Origin of the sequence: Algibacter sp. AS12 (assembly GCF_046736315.1) — a bacterium.
In the GTDB taxonomy this organism is placed as follows: domain Bacteria; phylum Bacteroidota; class Bacteroidia; order Flavobacteriales; family Flavobacteriaceae; genus Algibacter_B; species Algibacter_B amylolyticus.
Map to the genome: position 1 here is coordinate 2,440,293 of NZ_CP151841.1, position 17,689 is coordinate 2,457,981.

At 33.8% G+C, this 17,689-nt stretch carries 14 protein-coding genes and 1 pseudogene; 8 read left to right on the forward strand and 7 right to left on the reverse strand.

Going from position 1 to position 17,689, the window contains the following annotated elements:
- Positions 1 to 3: 3 nt before the first annotated feature.
- Positions 4 to 639 (forward strand): HAD family hydrolase, encoded by a 636-nt coding sequence (locus AAFN75_RS10185; RefSeq protein ID WP_411806240.1) that lies wholly within the window; start codon positions 4 to 6, stop codon positions 637 to 639.
- Between the two features lie 21 nt (positions 640 to 660).
- Here the strand turns inward: AAFN75_RS10185 and AAFN75_RS10190 are convergent, their stop codons facing one another.
- Positions 661 to 1,305: a DUF1801 domain-containing protein gene (locus AAFN75_RS10190; RefSeq protein ID WP_411806241.1), complete on the reverse strand. Its 645-nt coding sequence runs from the start codon at positions 1,303 to 1,305 to the stop codon at positions 661 to 663.
- Between the two features lie 121 nt (positions 1,306 to 1,426).
- On the opposite strand from AAFN75_RS10190, the gene AAFN75_RS10195 reads away from it, so the two are divergent.
- The 4 genes from AAFN75_RS10195 (at position 1,427) to AAFN75_RS10210 (ending at position 7,299) form a co-directional block, all read left to right on the forward strand.
- Positions 1,427 to 2,023, forward strand: a complete 597-nt coding sequence (locus tag AAFN75_RS10195; RefSeq protein WP_411806242.1) for a SprT-like domain-containing protein — start codon at positions 1,427 to 1,429, stop codon at positions 2,021 to 2,023.
- Positions 2,024 to 2,026: 3 nt separating this feature from the next.
- Positions 2,027 to 3,106: a mannose-1-phosphate guanylyltransferase gene (locus AAFN75_RS10200; RefSeq protein WP_411806243.1), complete on the forward strand. Its 1,080-nt coding sequence runs from the start codon at positions 2,027 to 2,029 to the stop codon at positions 3,104 to 3,106.
- A 2-nt stretch (positions 3,107 to 3,108) separates the two neighbouring features.
- Complete coding sequence (locus tag AAFN75_RS10205; protein WP_411806244.1) at positions 3,109 to 4,590, forward strand: DUF389 domain-containing protein; 1,482 nt, start codon at positions 3,109 to 3,111, stop codon at positions 4,588 to 4,590.
- A gap of 297 nt (positions 4,591 to 4,887) precedes the next feature.
- Entirely contained in the window at positions 4,888 to 7,299 is a 2,412-nt protein-coding gene (locus AAFN75_RS10210) for a glycoside hydrolase family 88 protein (protein WP_411806245.1), read from the forward strand.
- 6 nt (positions 7,300 to 7,305) lie between these two features.
- On the opposite strand, the gene AAFN75_RS10215 is transcribed toward AAFN75_RS10210, so the two are convergent.
- Together AAFN75_RS10215 and AAFN75_RS10220 are read right to left on the reverse strand one after the other, a co-directional pair.
- Positions 7,306 to 8,073, reverse strand: coding sequence for an ABC transporter ATP-binding protein (locus AAFN75_RS10215; protein ID WP_411806246.1), 768 nt, complete (start codon positions 8,071 to 8,073; stop codon positions 7,306 to 7,308).
- On the reverse strand, positions 8,073 to 8,810 hold the full coding sequence (locus AAFN75_RS10220) for an ABC transporter permease (protein WP_348451344.1): 738 nt from the start codon (positions 8,808 to 8,810) through the stop codon (positions 8,073 to 8,075). Before AAFN75_RS10220 ends, AAFN75_RS10215 begins: the two co-directional genes overlap by 1 nt.
- Before the next feature lie 111 nt (positions 8,811 to 8,921).
- Here AAFN75_RS10220 and pafA point away from each other — a divergent pair, with 111 nt between their 5' ends.
- The 3 genes from pafA (at position 8,922) to AAFN75_RS10235 (ending at position 11,760) form a co-directional block, all read left to right on the forward strand.
- Positions 8,922 to 10,544: an alkaline phosphatase PafA gene (gene pafA, locus AAFN75_RS10225; protein WP_411806247.1), complete on the forward strand. Its 1,623-nt coding sequence runs from the start codon at positions 8,922 to 8,924 to the stop codon at positions 10,542 to 10,544.
- A complete protein-coding gene (locus AAFN75_RS10230; RefSeq protein WP_411806248.1) occupies positions 10,544 to 11,353 on the forward strand; it encodes a DNA/RNA non-specific endonuclease in 810 nt (269 codons plus the stop codon). The genes pafA and AAFN75_RS10230 overlap by 1 nt, the downstream gene beginning before the upstream one ends.
- A 98-nt stretch (positions 11,354 to 11,451) precedes the next feature.
- The gene (locus tag AAFN75_RS10235) at positions 11,452 to 11,760 is read left to right on the forward strand and encodes a hypothetical protein (RefSeq protein ID WP_411806249.1); all 309 of its coding nucleotides are present in this window, start codon (positions 11,452 to 11,454) and stop codon (positions 11,758 to 11,760) included.
- A gap of 288 nt (positions 11,761 to 12,048) precedes the next feature.
- On the opposite strand, the pseudogene AAFN75_RS10240 reads toward AAFN75_RS10235, so the two are convergent.
- The 4 genes and pseudogenes from AAFN75_RS10240 to gcvP all read right to left on the reverse strand — a co-directional run.
- Positions 12,049 to 12,882, reverse strand: a pseudogene (locus AAFN75_RS10240) (glycosyltransferase); the annotation flags it as partial.
- Between the two features lie 84 nt (positions 12,883 to 12,966).
- Positions 12,967 to 13,488, reverse strand: coding sequence for a methyltransferase (locus AAFN75_RS10245; RefSeq protein WP_411806250.1), 522 nt, complete (start codon positions 13,486 to 13,488; stop codon positions 12,967 to 12,969).
- An 83-nt stretch (positions 13,489 to 13,571) separates the two neighbouring features.
- Positions 13,572 to 14,630: a 3-oxoacyl-ACP synthase III family protein gene (locus AAFN75_RS10250; protein ID WP_411806251.1), complete on the reverse strand. Its 1,059-nt coding sequence runs from the start codon at positions 14,628 to 14,630 to the stop codon at positions 13,572 to 13,574.
- Positions 14,631 to 14,734: 104 nt separating this feature from the next.
- Positions 14,735 to 17,584, reverse strand: a complete 2,850-nt coding sequence (gene gcvP / locus AAFN75_RS10255) for an aminomethyl-transferring glycine dehydrogenase (protein WP_411806252.1) — start codon at positions 17,582 to 17,584, stop codon at positions 14,735 to 14,737.
- Positions 17,585 to 17,689: the final 105 nt, after the last annotated feature.

A 17,689-nucleotide genomic window follows, 5' to 3' on the forward strand; every position in this document is an offset into this window, starting at 1 on the left:
TTTATGAACAAATACAAATGTGTAATTTTCGATTGCGATGGCGTTTTAATTGATAGTGAACCTATTGCTATTGGTGTTTTGGTTGAAATGGCTAATTACTTAGGAGCTAACATTGAGCTTGATGCCTCTATGGTTTCGTTAAAAGGGAAATCTTTTAAATACTGCACTAATTATATTTCGCAACGTATTGAAAAACCATTACCTATTCATTTTGAACAAGATTATCGTATTAATACATTTGAAGCCTTCCGAAAAAATATTCAGCCTATAAAAGGTATAAAAGCAGTTCTTGAAAACATAAATGTACCGTTCTGTGTAGCATCAAGTGGACCCGAAAATAAAATTCGGTTAAACTTAGAGCTTACGAGGTTACTTCCTTTTTTTGAAGGCCATATTTTTAGTTGCTATGCCATTCAAAAATGGAAACCAGATCCCGATGTATTTCTATGGGCAGCAGAAACCATGGGGTTTAAGCCAAAAGACTGTTTGGTGGTGGAAGATAGCCTATCCGGAGTTAGAGCAGCTAAAGCTGGCGGTTTTGATGTTTATGGGTATACCGAGCATGATTATGGCAATGCGCTAAGTAAAGAAGCTACAAAGACATTTAACAGCATGGACAATCTTTTAAAAATGTTATAATTCGCTTTTGTCGGTTAAAGGCTATTTGTTTTCCAATTGTTTGTGAGAACCATCGCAATTTGGTTTTCGTTTTGATAGTCCGCAAGTACAATCATTAAAACCAAACCCCTTTAAAATTCGCGATTCACATTTAAGTATTCTTGAAGTTCGTGTTTTGGATTGTTTGGCACCAGTAAAATGCAAAATATAGCCACGTTGTCTCCCCTTAGTTAGTTTTTTAAAAGCAGTTTCAAATTCCGGCTTTTCTAAAAATACAGATTTTAATTCTTCCGGATAGTTTAAATCATCGGTATTATCAATTTTAACCGGTATTCCTGATTCTTCAATTGCGATAGCTTCGTAAATGTAACGTTTTAATATAGGTTCTAAAGCTGTAATTTCTTTTGTACTTGTAAACGGAATAAGTTTTGTTGATCTTGAATTAGGACCTGGTTTCTTTAGGATACCTTCTGGGTCTTTTAGTATAGCACCTTTAAAAAAACTTAATGAGCAAAAGGCTTTAAAACCTCCAATTATTACAATGTTTTTACCTTTAAAAGAGTAACACGGATTTCGCCATTTAAAATCTTCAGCAAGTCCGCAACTTATTATAATTGTTCTTAAAAGTTCTAATTCCGATTTCCAAGTTTTTAAATGTTCTAAATATTTGTCAACTTTCGGGTTCATATTTTAAGGTATCTTTAATTGCAAAAGATTTAAATGCACTTAACTACTAAATTATAATTTTTTCTATAAAAGTCTATGTTACTAAGTGTTTCTTTTACGGAATTCCATTATTTTAGCTATAATGCAAAATGAGCTCCAAAAATATATACCTACAAATGCAGTTCTTCCAGTTTTAAATCTTTTAGAACGGGACGATTTGTTGGTTAAAATTAAAAATGAGCGTAAGACAAGGCATGGTGATTATAGAAAATTACCAAATGGCAAGCATCAAATTACAATAAATTCAAACTTAAATACCTATCGCTTTTTAATAACGCTTATCCATGAAATTGCCCATTTGGAGGCTTTTAAATCTTATGGGAATTTTATAAAACCGCATGGTTTGGAGTGGAAACAAACATTCCAGCATTTAATGCTACCATTTTTAAATCCAGAGATATTTCCAGATGCCTTACTGCCTTTATTGGCAAAACATTTTAAAAACCCTAAAGCATCCAGCGATACAGATGCGCCATTGGCCTTAGCTTTAAAGCAATTTGACGAACCCAATAATAAAACCTTTATTTTTGAAGTACCTTTGGGTGTAAGTTTTAAACTTTATAATGGTAAGGTTTTTGAAATGGGTGAAAAACGTGTTAAACGTTATGAGTGCATTGAAATTAAAACAGGGCGTTTATACCTTTTTAATCCAAATGCAGAAGTAGAATTAATAAATTAAAATATGAATAAAAACTATTATGCCATATTAATGGCCGGAGGAGTAGGATCAAGATTTTGGCCAATAAGTACACAGGATTTTCCAAAGCAGTTTCATGATATGTTAGGAACGGGCGATACGCTTATACAAAAAACATTTCATCGTTTGGCAGATTTAATTCCGAAGGAAAATATTTTTATTTTAACAAACGAGCGATATAACGATTTAGTTTTAGAGCAATTACCGGAAGTTGAGCAGCGTCAAGTGGTATTAGAACCGGCAATGCGTAACACAGCGCCTTGTATTTTATACGCCTCGTTAAAAATTCAGAAAGAAAACCCAGATGCGGTTATGATTGTTGCACCAAGTGATCACTGGATTGAAGACGAAAAAACATTTGCAAGTAATGTGCAACAAGCCTTCGAGTATTGTACCGAAAATGATGCGTTAATGACTTTAGGAATTCAACCTACTTTTCCTAACACAGGTTACGGTTATATTGAGTTTGATAAGTCTTCCGCGAAAGCGATAAAATCGGTTAATCAATTTAGAGAAAAACCAGATTACGAAACGGCCAAAGAGTTTATTTCTCAAGGTAATTTTTTATGGAATGCTGGTATTTTTATGTGGAGCGCAAGGAGCGTAGTTAAAGCGTTTAAAAGTAATCAACCAGAATTGTTTGAGCTATTCGAAAATGGCATATCGGTGTATAATACCGAATTTGAAGGCGATTTTATTCGTGATAATTATCCTAAGGCAGAAAATATTTCTGTGGATTATGCTATTATGGAAAAATCTACCAATGTTTATGTTATTGCAGCAGAATTTGATTGGAACGATTTAGGAACTTGGGGAAGTTTATACGACAAGTTGGATAAGGATGAGGCTAACAATGCTGTAGTAAATGCTAGGACTTTGGCAGAAGATGCTTCGGGAAATATGATAAGAACAAAAAAAGATAAAATTGTTGTTATTGATGGCTTACAAGATTATATTGTTGTGGATAAAGAAGAAGTTTTGCTTATCTTTCCTAAGTCTAAAGAACAAGATATAAAGAAAACACTCCAACAAGTAAAAGATAAATTTGGAGAGCAATATGGTTAATTATGAGTGAAGAGAGTAAGTTTAATTTCTCTGAAGAAGAGGAAAAGGCAGAAGCTTTAAAAAAGGAACTGAGCGTTGAGCAGTCTAAAGAAAACGTAAAAAAGGATGCTCAAGGTCTTTTTACCAGTATCTCAAAATTTTTAAGCGAGCTTTTAGATTTCAGAGATGACACCGATAGAGATGCCACGATTCAAGCAATAAAAGGCGATATTCCTTTTAAAGGGGCCACCGCTTGGATTTTAATTTGTTCCATATTTGTAGCCTCTATTGGTTTAAACGCAAACTCTACAGCTGTGGTAATTGGTGCCATGTTAATTTCGCCATTAATGGGGCCTATTTTGGGTATTGGCCTATCTATTGCTATAAACGATATTGATACGCTTAAAAAATCGCTTATAAACTTAGTAACAATGATTGTTTTAAGTTTAATGACAGCCTTTTTGTTTTTTAAATTTTTTCCAACTGCAGATATTATGACGACCGAGCTTTTTGGTCGTACTAAACCCGATTTACGTGATGTTTTAATAGCCTTTTTTGGCGGTGCTGCCTTAATTATTGCACGAACTAAAAAAGGAACGATTGCCTCGGTAATTTTTGGTGTTGCTATTGCAACAGCATTAATGCCACCATTATGTACTGCCGGTTATGGATTAGCGCACAATTGGGACTACTTTATTGGAGCCATGTATTTGTTTACCATAAATACTATTTTTATTGCTTTAGCAACCTTTTTGGTGCTAAAAATATTAAGGTTCCCAATGTTAAGGTATGCGAATTCTAAAAAAAGAAAAAGAATTGCACAGTTGGCTTCTTTAATTGCTATTTTGGTTATGGCACCTGCAATTTGGACCTTTGTTAACTTTATAACGCAATCTGGTTTAGAGGGCGATTATAATAATTTTATGGAAACCGAGGTTAAATCTAACCACGAGTTATGGTTGCAAAAAGATATACCAAACTGGGAAGAAAAAACAATTACCCTTTATTTTAATGGTGAAGTGCCAGATGCTACCATAGCAGATTTGGAAAATGAAATTAAAACTTACGAAAAAATAAAAGATTATAGCCTAGTAATTCAGGGGAATAAAAATAGAAGTATCGATAAAATATCAGATGCTTATGATAGAGCCATACGCGATTTAGACCAAAAGGATATAATTATTACTGGATTACAGAATCAAATTGAAGGTTTACAGGTTAATATTACCAACTTAAATAAACAATTAGAGTCGAAAACAATATCGAATACCATTCCGTTTTCTAGTTTGTCTCGCGATGCTAAGGTGAGGTTTATAGATTTAGAATATTTTGGGTATTCTAAAATGTTAGAAACTAAAGATTTTATTAATATCGATACGGTTTCTGTAGTACGTTTAAAATGGAATACGAATTTAACAGACAGTATTCAAGTTAAAAAGGAAGAAGAATTAAAATCGTGGCTAAGTAAACAAACAAACCAGAATAACATTTTAATTCTGAAGTAAATAAAATCTTTTTTTATCTGAAAGAATTCCATTAAGCAGCTCACTAACGTTACTACAGAAGTTGTTATTTCTGAGAATAGGGAAATCTAAATATAGAGTTTTGATTTTAAAATAAATTTTAAAACAAAACGAGTAAATTATTGCTATGGCTTTACATTAAGGTAGTACTTTTCAACTTTTTTTTGTTATATTATATTTTTATTGGATATTTCGTCTTGTTTACGGTTGGAACAGAAATTGAAGCTGACTTGGTATATTGAAAAAGAAGAAGAACTGATTAATTTTTAACTATCTGATATGAAAAACCTCTTATTTTATTTTTGTGCAATAATCTTTTGTTTTAACTGCACAAAGCAGAAGGAGGTGCCAACCATTCCTAGCGCAGATGAAGTTATTAAACTTACTGAAAAAGTAGCCAATTGGCAAATAAAAACTTTTGAAGAGCAGGGTAAATACCGAGCATTACCTGCGCCTGAGAACAGAAAAAAATGGCACAATCGCAATAAACATCACGAGTTAGAATGGACAAATGGCGTGCTTTATGCTGGGATGTTTCAGCTTAGTGAAGTATCGCGTTATCCAAAATACATCAATTGGCTAGTTGAACTTGGAGATAGAAATAAGTGGAGACTTTATGAAAGAATCTATCATGCAGACGATCATACGGTAGGGCAGTTCTATTTAAATCTTCATCAAAACAATCGTTTAAAACACATTGCTAAAATTGGCCCAACTAAGGCCACATTCGATTCTATTATAAATAGTGAAAAAGGAAAAGAGTATCAATGGGATTGGTGTGATGCTTTATTTATGGCACCTCCAGTTTGGGCTAGGTTATCTAAGATTACGAAAGATAGTACTTATCTAGAGTATATGGATAAACAATTTCATATGACTTATAATGAATTATGGGATAAAGAAGTACAGCTTTTTTATCGGGATAAATCTTATTTTGATACAAAAGAAAAGAACGGAAAAAAAATATTTTGGTCTCGAGGAAATGGATGGGTATTTGGTGGATTAGCACTACTGATTCCGGACTTACCGAAAGATTGGGAAGGACGAAATTTTTATGAAAACACATTTAAACAAATTGCTGAAACGTTAAAGAAAACACAAAGAGAAGATGGTGCTTGGTCTGCTGGATTATTGGGGGATGTAAAAGATTATCCAAATTTGGAAACCAGCGGAACGTCTTTTTTTGCCTTCGGAATAGCATGGGGTATTAATAATGGTTTGTTAGATAAAGAAACTTATGAGCCTATCTTGTTTAAAGCGTGGTCTGCACTTGAAAAGTGTGTAAATCAAGACGGTATGTTAGGTTATGTACAACCTATAGGGGCTGCCCCAGGTGAAAGTTTTAAAGATTATACAGAAGTTTATGGTATTGGTGCGTTTTTGGCTGCTGGTTCAGAAATGTATACATATTTAAATACTTTTTATCCAATCGATAAGCAAACCAGTCATACCACATTTATGGAAGATGGAGGATGGTGCTGGTATCAAGATCCTAGAGTTATTATTAGTAATGAAAAACTAATCATTGGAGGCTTAAGTGGTCAAAGTGGTGATGTGCGTGTAGGTGTTTTTGATTTAAAATCAGAACAGCAAGATAGTACGCTCGTGCTCCATGAAAAGCTTCAAGTTGATGACCACAATGTTCCTGCTCTTCATAGACGTTCAGACGGAAGTATCCTTGCCATGTGGGCAAAACATACCAGTGAAAAAATACATTATTATAACATTTCTTCATCGAATGATTACACAAAATGGGGCGCTACAAAAAAGTTTAACCATGAATATGATGATAAACGGGGTGTTACCTATATGAATCTTTACTACTTAAAGAATGAAGGTAAACTTTATAACTTCTTTAGAGATGGGTTAAATTTTAATCCAACGCTTATTACTTCTACTGATGAAGGTGAAACTTGGGGCAATAGAACACATTTTATAACTAACGATGTTGAAGGTTTTCAACGTCCATATGCTAGATATTTACAAATAGACGAAAATACTATAGGGGTTTCTTATACCGATGCACATCCGCGAGCTTTTGGAAATAATCTATATTATGTTGAATATAAAGATAATGCGTTTTTTAATGTTGATGGTTCTAAAATTAAAAGTTTAAATGAAGGTCCTTTGCGTTCTTCTGAAGCAGAAAAACTATATACCGGAAGTCATACTAAAAAGAAAGCAATCGTAAATGAAAGTGTGCCTAATAGTGCGTGGACCTGCGCTATGGCAAAAGACGAAAATAACAATCCGCATATTGGTTACACGCTTTATTTAGATGACAGTGACCATAGGTATAGAATTACTACTTGGGATGGTGAAAAATGGAATGATAGAGAAATTGCATTTGCAGGTAAATGTTTATACAAAGTAGAAAGTAGTTATACAGGGCTCTTTGCTTTTGATCCGGAAGATCCTACTAATGTTTATATTTCTACAGACGTTAATCCCTCAACAGGAGAAGATTTAGGTGGAAACCATGAAATTTACAGCGCGAAAATTGGAGTAGATGATGATATTTCAACCATTAAATGGCAGTCAATTACTACAGATTCGCCTCATAGAAATATCAGACCCATAGTGGTTGCAAATGATGGTTATAAGGTACTGTTATGGCTATATGGACCTTGGCATAATTATTTGAATTATGATTCTAATGTAATCGGTAAAATTTTAGAAAAACCAGAATAAAATAGGTTATTCATTTTCTTCAATGTACATTTTACGTACTTTTTTAAATAAGTTTGAAGAATAAACAAAATCGGTTACAACCTCGTTATCTGTTTTAAAAATGGTTTTGTTTGATCCTTCCCATGCTTTTAATCCATTTCTTAGGAAAACAATTTTTTCACCAATTTCCATAACCGAGTTCATATCATGCGAGTTTATTACTGTGGTAATTTGATATTCGTCTGTAATTTCTTGAATAAGGTTATCTATAACTATGGCTGTTTTTGGATCTAAACCCGAGTTAGGTTCATCACAAAATAAATACTTAGGGTTGTTAACGATAGCGCGAGCAATAGCAACACGTTTTTGCATCCCTCCGGAAGCTTCACTTGGCATTTTATTATGTGCAGTATCAAGATTAACGCGCTTTAAAACAAAGTTTACGCGGTCTTCCATTTCGCTTTTACTTTGCTTTGTAAACATTTTAAGCGGAAACATGACATTTTGTGCAATAGTCATAGAATCGAATAAGGCACTGCCTTGAAATACCATGCCTATTTCTGCACGTATATTTCTCTTTTCGTCTTCGGTAAGTTTTGCGAATACCTTACCATCATATGCTATCGATCCTTGTTCGTAGTCAAATAAACCTAATAGGCACTTTAAAAATACAGTTTTACCAGAACCACTTTGCCCAATAATTAAATTTGTTTTGCCTTTTTCAAAAGTTGTACTAATACCTTTTAAAACTTCAACGTCTCCAAATGACTTATGTAAATTAGTAACTTCTATCATTAGCTTAGTAACATTTGGGTTAGGAAATAGTTTAAAATAATTATAACAACACTAGTCCATACAAACGATGTTGTACTTGCTTTACCTACTTCTAACGCACCACCTTTCATATAATAGCCATGAAACGATGGGATGGTTGCTAATATAAAGGCAAATACAATAGTCTTTATAAATGCATATATGACATGGAAAGTTTCAAAATCTGTTTGGATACCTACATTGTAATCTTCTAAAGAGCTAAAGCCTCCATATACACATGCGGCCATTCCTCCTAAAATACCTAAAAACATAGCAATGGATATAATAAAAGGATATAAAAGCAAGGCTATAAATTTAGGGAAAACTAAATAGTTAAGGGAGTTAATTCCCATAACTTCTAGTGCGTCAATTTGTTCGGTAACACGCATGGTGCCGATGCTTGATGTTATAAACGAACCAACTTTACCTGCCATAATTATAGACATAAATGTTGGCGCAAATTCTAATATAATAGATTGCCTAGTTGCAAAACCAACAAGGTATTTAGGTATTAAAGGGCTGTCAATATTTAATGCTGTTTGTATGGTTACAACACCTCCAACAAAAAAGGAAATAAACGCAACAATGCCCAAAGAGCCAATTATTAAATCGTCTATATCTTTAAGTATTAATTGTTTCATTACCGTCCACTTGGTTGGTTTACGAAACATTTCTACTATCATTAAAAAGTAAGCACCTATGTTATGCAGATAAGTCATATACAAATTTGTAAATGCTAAAGTAAAAAAAAGTTAGTGGTATTTAACTTTAATTTAAAATAATGATGGATTAATTATGTGTATTTTTGGCTTTATAAATTTAATTTTAGAATGAAATATATTTTTTCCTTTTTGTTAGTTTTTACATTAAGCGTACCTGTGGTAGCACAAAACGATAATCCGAAATTGGTTGTTGGTATTGTTGTAGACCAAATGCGTTACGATTATTTAACTCGATTTTATAATAAATATGGCGATGGTGGTTTTAAACGTATGATGGAAGAAGGATTTAATTGTAAAAACAATCATTATAATTATGTGCCAACTTACACAGCACCAGGGCATACATCTATATATACGGGTACTACACCAAAATATCATGGTATTATAGGTAATAATTTTTACGATAGAGAGATAAAAAAAATGGTGTATTGTGCAGGTGATGAAAACGTTGATCCTATAGGCACAGAAAGTAAGGCCGGTAAAATGTCTCCACACCGCATGAAAACAACAACATTTGCTGACGAAAACAGATTGTTTACACAAATGCGAGGAAAAACAATTGGTATTTCAATAAAAGATAGAGGTGCAATTTTACCAGCTGGTCATACCGCCAATGCAGCTTATTGGTTTAACGGAAGCGATGAAGGGTACTTTATTAGTAGTTCTTTTTATATGAATAGCTTACCTAAGTGGGTTAAGAAATTTAACGATTCTAATGTTGCTGAATCGTATTTAAAACCATGGAATACTTTATATGATATTTCAACTTATACCGAAAGCGGCTCTGATTTAAATGATTTTGAAGGCACTTTTAAAGGAAAGGAAACAGCAACATTTCCTTATGACTTAGGTGCTTTAAAAGATAAAAATGGAAATTTTGATATTATTAAAGGAACGCCTTACGGGAATAGTATCGTCGCAGATTTTGCCATAGCTGCTATAAAAGGTGAAGCTTTAGGTGAAGATGAGATTACCGATGTTTTAACGGTTAGCTTTTCAAGTACCGATTATGTTGGTCATAAATTTGGAGTAAACTCAAAAGAGGTTGAGGACACTTATATTCGTTTAGATAAGGATTTAGAGCGATTATTCCTGGCACTAGATAAAGAGGTAGGCAAAGGTGAGTATACTGTTTTCTTAACAGCAGATCATGCAGCTATTGATGTGCCATCTTATTTACAATCTATAAAAATCCCTGCAGGATACGTAAATAACGACGAACGAAAAAAGCAGTTTAATGCGTTTTTAATTGAGACTTACGGTACAACTGAGATTTTAGAGAACATAAGCAACGACCAAATTTTCTTAAATAGAGAAAAAGTTAAAGCCTTAAATTTAAATTTGCAGGATGTGCAAGAAGCCATAGTAAACGAGCAAATAACGTACAAAAATATATACAAAGCCTATACTGCAACAAGCATGGGTTCTGTAAATTTTGTTGAAGGTATTGAAGCGCTTATGCAAAAAGGGTTTAACCAAAAAGCATCTGGCGATGTCCTTTTATTAAACGATCCGGCATATATTTCTTATAGTAAAGTGGGGTCTACACATGGTAGTGGCTTAAATTATGATACCCACGTACCTTTATTATTTTTCGGAAAAGGAATTAAGAAGGGAGAAACTTTTAAAAAGACCGAAATAACAGATATTGCACCAACCATGTCTGCGCTTTTAGGAACTAGTTTTCCAAACTTTTCAATAGGACAACCTTTAGAATTTGTTTTAAATTAATGAACAAACGTACACTATCTTCCATTGTTGTTTTGGTTATCGTTTTGGCTGTTTATGGCTATGAGTATTTTTTAGGTGAAGAAGAAAAAGCCGAAATTATTACTGAAGGTCAAACAACTAAAAGTGATACCAACGAGTATTTTTTACCAACTTCGACAACAGGACAAATAGTGCATCATAATGGTTATTCATTATCGTATAACGAGAAACATGAACAAGCGGAATGGGTGGCATACGAATTAAAAAAAGCGCATCTATCTAATACGAATCATAAACGGCCTTATTTCGAAATTGATAAAGCCATAAAAACAGGTGCGGCAAGCTGGAGAAACTATAAAAAATCGGGTTACGATCGCGGACATCTTTGTCCTGCTGGAGACAGACGTTATACTAAAGCGGCGCACGACGAAACTTTTTTAACGAGTAATATTAGTCCGCAAGAACATCAATTTAATGCCGGAATTTGGAATAGTTTGGAGCAAAAAGTGAGGTATTGGGCAAGTAAGTACAACGGTGTTTTTGTTGTTACCGGAGGTGTTTTAAACGGTAATATGAAGTCTATAGGCACAGAGCAGGTTTCTGTTCCAAATCAGTTTTACAAGGTGTTAATAGATACCAATTTTGGAACCACTAAAATGATTGCGTTTTTAATGCCACACGAGGCTTCTAACAAGCCTTTGTACGATTTTGTTGTGTCTGTTGATGAGGTTGAAGAATTAACAGGAATAGACTTTTTTCCTGAACTAGAAGATTCCATAGAGAATAAACTAGAAGCTTCAAGTAGTTATAAAGGTTGGAGTTTTAAATAGTATATTCCATCGAAAGAGGGACTCTTACTCTCAAAAATAAGTTTATACAATTTTACGCAACTAAACAGCGTTTTTAACATCTACTAATAAAAAGAATAATGAGAAAACTGATTTATTTTTTTATTATAACTATAGGGTTTATGTCTTGCAGTTCTGATGATGATAAAAAAAATACTGAATATAAATTTGTTAGCGAGTATACTGCTACTGTTATAGTTGGCGGTGTAATTGGGATAACAGAAAGGACTTTTGAAGTTGGGGAAGTTTATTCAGGTGTAGAAAACTCGAACAATATCATAACAATAAGAATTGCAGAACCGTCTAAGTTAAATGAAGATTGCCCCAACAGTTGGTGCTTTCAAGAATTATTAGATGTTCCTGATTCATATCTAAAACTATTGGAGTAAGACATTATGATTTTTTAACATCTAAAGTGTCATAACTAATAGAAATAAAAATGGTGTTTAATCTTTGTCTTTTGCAAGCTCAATCATATAATAAGCGCGTACTTTAATATAAGAACAGCTATGCGTCTGAGTACTATTAGCACCATTTGGAACAACACAATTTTTATTAGCCGATGTGTCGTTTATTTTAATAACCACCGGTTCGGACTTCTTTTTCGTTAAAAAGAATAAGCCAATACCTAAAAATAATATGAGAGCAAAAATTTTCATTTTGTTATTTGAATTATTAAGCATGCCTTTCCATCGTAAATTTCTAATAAATACACCTTCTTGCTTGTTAACTAAGTAGGCTATTTTTTCGTTTTTAGCTTTAAAATATCCACTCATATAATCTTTAAATAATGAAAAGCTTCCTTTTTTGTAAGCTAGTTTTAAGGCGGAAATTAATGTAATTACAAAGCCATATCGCATTTTATACATAGCCTCACCTTGCAAATACTTTGATGCTGTATTATAACTAACGCCAGTTGGCTTTAAATGTTTTACATGTAATGAATCATCAGTTAAAATCTCCCAGCCGTAATATTTAGCTAGCAACTCATCAACGGTATCCCAACCCATAGACCGTTTAAGTTTACCTATTTCGAGAAAACAATCTTGCCTGTATGCCTTTAAAGCGCCACGAATATGGTCTTTGTTAGTTAAGTTTTCTAAAACCCATTGGTTGTTTTTTTCGATGTAACAAAATCCCGAAGTCATTCCTAATTTAGGATTGCTTTTAAAATGAATCGCTAATTTTTCCAGGTAGTTTTCAGGAAAAATTAAGTCGGCATCAAATTTACATAGTATATCGTAGGCGCTATCTAAGGTTTCGTAACCTTTGTAAAATGCATTTATAATTTTGGAACCCGGTAAATGTTTGTTAGATGATTTATTATTTACTATTGAAATAAAGGAATATGTTTTAATATAATCATCAATAATTGACTGCGTAGCATCGGTAGAATTATCATTAACTACAACAATTTGCTTTGGTTTTAAAGTTTGATTAACCAAGGACTGAAGCGTAAGACCAATGGAATCGGCTTCGTTGTGAGCAGGAATGATGATGTAGAAATCCATGTTGTAAATGTCAATAATTAAACTCCAAATCGCAATATTTATGGTAATTATGTTCTTGGAATTTAATTTTTGGCTATCGGAACTTTAAATTCTTTCGGCGTAAACTATGTAATATCTAGGCGTAAACCATCTTAAAATAGGACGGATACCAATTTTTTTAGTTGGGTTGGTCCATTTTTTTCTGTCAATAATTTTCCAACCTGCTTTTTCTAATAGCCAATCGAATTGCCAATCTTCAAACTCATGGTAATGTCTGTCTAACATATCAGTCTTGCTTCGGTAAGCCGAAGAAAACCATAGTTTTAGAGGGATGCTAGCCACTAATTTATCTGATTGAATAGATTTTAAAACTGTAAAAGGGGAGAGTAAGTGTTCGAAAATTTCGAATGCTGTTACAACATTTGCTTTCGAATTTTCAATGGTTGATGTGTCTAAATCTAAATCTTCACCTTTAGTGTTTTCAACAGAAAAACCATGTTCTCCCATGATTTTAGAAAACGGATTTACAACTCCCAAATCTAAAATAGATTGGGAGTTGTTTACATGTTTCTCTAAAAACTCAATGGTATGTTTAAAGCGTTTATTCGGAAAAGTTTTCTCGTACATAAAATTATTTTATTTTTCATTTCCGCCTTTCATCTTCAATAATAAAAACGCTGGCAGAAATCACAAAATAATCAATTAAAACATTACTGCTTATAAACAATAGCATTAATATTCATTCCGGCGCCTACACTCGCAAAAAGGATAACATCACCTTTGTTAATATCTTGGTTTTCTAACTTACCGTTTAAAATTATATCGTAAAGCGTAGGTATTGTGGCTACGCTAGAATTTCCTAATTTACCAATACTCATAGGCATTATACCTTCTGGCATTTGCATATTATAGAGTTCGTAAAAACGCTTAACAATGGCTTCGTCCATTTTTTCATTAGCCTGGTGAATCAATACTTTTTTAACCTGTGTGATATCAATTCCGCTACTATCTAAACACGATTTCATGGCCAGTGGGACGTTTGTTAATGCGAATTCGTAAATTTTACGACCATACATTTTTATATAGCGACGGTGATCATTAGAGTTTTGATTATTGGTTTCTCCAAAGTAAATATAGTGGGCTTCGTCTAGAGAAAAGGTAGCTGAGTCGTGAGCAATAATTCCGCCTTCATCATTGGTGCGTTCAATGACTACAGCGCCAGCACCATCACTATAAATCATGGAATCTCTATCATGCGGATCTAAAATACGTGATAAGGTTTCGGCACCAATGACTAAACATTTATTGGCAATACCTGCTTTTATAAATGCATTAGCTTGAATGACACCTTGCACCCAACCAGGGCATCCAAAAAGCAAATCGTAACCCACACATTTAGGATTTTTAATTTGCAATAAATGCTTTACTCTAGAGGCAATACTTGGTACTGTATCACTTTGAATGCTGTCATGCCTTACATCTCCATAATTGTGTGCAACTATAATATAATCTAGTTCTTCACGATTAATTTTAGCACTTTCAATTGCTTTTTCGGCAGCAAACGAAGCGAGGTCTGATGTGTTTAAATGATTCTTAGCGTAACGACGTTCATCTATACCAGTTATTGCTTTAAATTTTTTAACAATAACCTCATTTGGTGCCTTTATAGAAGTACCATCGGTATTTAAAAATTCGTGATTATGAAAGTTTTCATTGGTTGCAATTTTGGAAGGAATATAGCTTCCTGTACCAGTTATTTTAATATTCATAAAATAGAAATTTACTATTGTGTTATGCGTGCATACTAAATTACGCGGTTCTCAGTTAATAGCTATTCAATATTGATTAAAATTACGATGTTCAACATGTTATTTTAGGCTTCGGCATAAGCTTCAATTGGTACGCAAGAACAAATTAAGTTTCTGTCTCCATAAGCATCATCCACACGTCTTACACTTGGCCAAAACTTATTATCTCTTACATACTCTAGTGGGAAGGCTGCTGCTTCACGAGAATAAGGGAAGTCCCAGTTGTTTGCTGTAATCATATGTAGTGTATGTGGAGCATTTTTTAATACGTTATTTGCATCCTCTTTAGTTACGTTGTCTATTTCTTTTTTTATTGAAATCATAGCATCACAAAAGCGATCTATTTCTGCTTTGCTTTCACTTTCTGTAGGCTCAATCATTAAAGTTCCTGCTACCGGAAAAGATACCGTTGGCGCATGGAAACCATAATCCATTAATCGTTTTGCGATATCTGTAACCTCAATGCCGTTTGCTTTAAACGGACGACAATCTACAATCATTTCATGAGCTGCACGACCGCGTTCGCCTGAATATAATGTATCAAAATTACCTTGTAAGCGTTGCTTAATATAGTTAGCATTTAAAATGGCAATCTTTGTAGATTCTGTTAAGCCTTGTGCACCAAGCATTTTAATGTAACCATAAGATATTAAACAGGCTAGAGCAGAACCAAAAGGCGCTGCCGAAATAGCAGTAATAGCTTGTTTACCTCCAACTTTTACTAATGGACTTCCAGGTAAAAATGGTACCAGTTGTTCAGCAACACAAATTGGACCTACACCTGGACCACCACCACCATGCGGTATGGCAAACGTTTTGTGTAAGTTAAGGTGACAAACATCGGCACCAATATGTCCTGGGTTGGTTAAACCAACTTGAGCATTCATATTTGCACCATCCATATACACTTGTCCGCCGTTATCATGTATTATTTTAGTAATTTCTTTAATAGCCGATTCGTAAACACCATGTGTAGATGGATAGGTTACCATTAAGGCAGAAAGATTATCTTTATGAAGTTCCGCTTTTTCACGTAAATCGTCAACATCAATATTACCTTCGGCAGTCGATTTTGTTACCACAACCTTCATACCTGCCATAACCGCACTTGCAGGGTTTGTGCCATGTGCGGAGGATGGTATTAAGCAAATGTTTCTGTGGTGATCGTTACGCGATTCGTGATACGCTTTTATTACCATTAAACCAGCAAATTCACCCTGTGCACCAGAGTTAGGCTGTAATGATGTTGCAGCAAAACCAGTAATTTCTGTTAATTGGTCTTCCAACTCTTTTAAAATAGTTAAATAGCCTTTAGCTTGTTTTAAAGGTGCGAAAGGATGAATATTTCCCCATTTAAACCAACTTAAAGGAAGCATTTCTGATGCCGCATTAAGTTTCATGGTACACGATCCTAATGAAATCATAGAGTGGTTTAATGCTAAATCTTTACGCTCTAAAGATTTTATGTAGCGCATTAATTCTGTTTCAGAATGGTGTGTGTTAAAAACAACGTCGTTTAAAAAATCAGATTGTCTTTGTATTGTTTCCGAAATGTTGTTGGCTTGTTCTATTTCAGAAATTGTAATCGTTTCCTTTTTAGCAGCTTCGGCAAATATGGCAATCAAATAATTGATATCGCGAATTGAGGTTGTTTCGTTAATTGAAATCGTAACGGTTTTTGAATCTGGATAAAATAAATTAGCCTTCTTTTTTGTAGCTACCTTTTTTATTTTTTTTGCCTTTGTTTTTATTTGAAGGGTATCAAAGTAAGAGGTGTTTATTTGATTGTATCCTAACTTCTCTAGAGCACTTGCTAAAGTCGCGGTTTTATTATGAATTTTATTGGCGATAAATTTTAAACCTTTAGGACCATGATAAACCCCATACATACTTGCCATAACCGCTAATAAAACTTGAGCTGTACAAATATTAGATGTTGCCTTATCTCGTTTAATATGCTGTTCTCTGGTTTGTAAAGCCATACGTAAAGCGCGGTTACCATTGGCATCTTTAGTTACACCGATAATACGTCCTGGTAAATCACGTTTATAAGCTTCTTTAGTTGCAAAATAAGCGGCGTGAGGACCACCATATCCCATCGGGATTCCAAAACGTTGTGTGGTTCCTATAACAACATCTGCTCCAAATTTACCTGGAGCTTCTAGTTTTACTAAACTTAAAAAATCGGCTGCAACAGCTACTTTAATTCTAGCATTACTAGCCTGACTAATAAATGATTTTATATCTGTAATTTGCCCGTCTTTTCCTGGGTATTGCAATATGGCTCCAAAAAATTCTTCCGAAAAATCAAAAGCTTCTTCCTTACCAATTACAAGTTCAATTCCAATAGGATTTGCTCTAGTTTGTAATAAAGATAAAGTTTGTGGTAATATGTTTTCGGAAACAAAAAACTTATTGATGCCTGCTTTTTTCTGATCGCGTTCACGAACGGCAAAAAGTAAACTCATGGCCTCGGCAGCAGCAGTACTTTCATCTAGTAAAGAGGCGTTTGCAATTTCCATTCCCGTTAGGTCTATAACCATGGTTTGGAAATTTAATAAGGCCTCTAATCTACCTTGAGCAATTTCGGCTTGGTAAGGCGTGTATGCCGTGTACCAACCCGGATTTTCTAGAATGTTTCTTTGAATTACAGCCGGTAAAATGGTAGGGTGGTAGCCTAAACCTATATATGTTTTGTATGCTTTGTTTTTTTTAGATAAATCATGGATATGAAGTAAATACTCATGCTCCGTCATTGGTTCATCTAAATTTAACTCTTTTTTTAAACGAATATCGTCAGGTATAGTTTCGTAAATTAATTCATCTAACGTATCTAAACCAATAGTGTTTAACATTTGTTTTTGGTCATCTTCCCTAGGACCGATATGACGCAAAGCGAAAGCGTTTGTATTCATTAAGCAAAAATCTTTTATATATTTCGCAAAAATACATAATATTAGATGTGTTTTATGGAGCGTTTTGGAAAGTTTTTAACTATTACTAAACGTTATCAACACTTT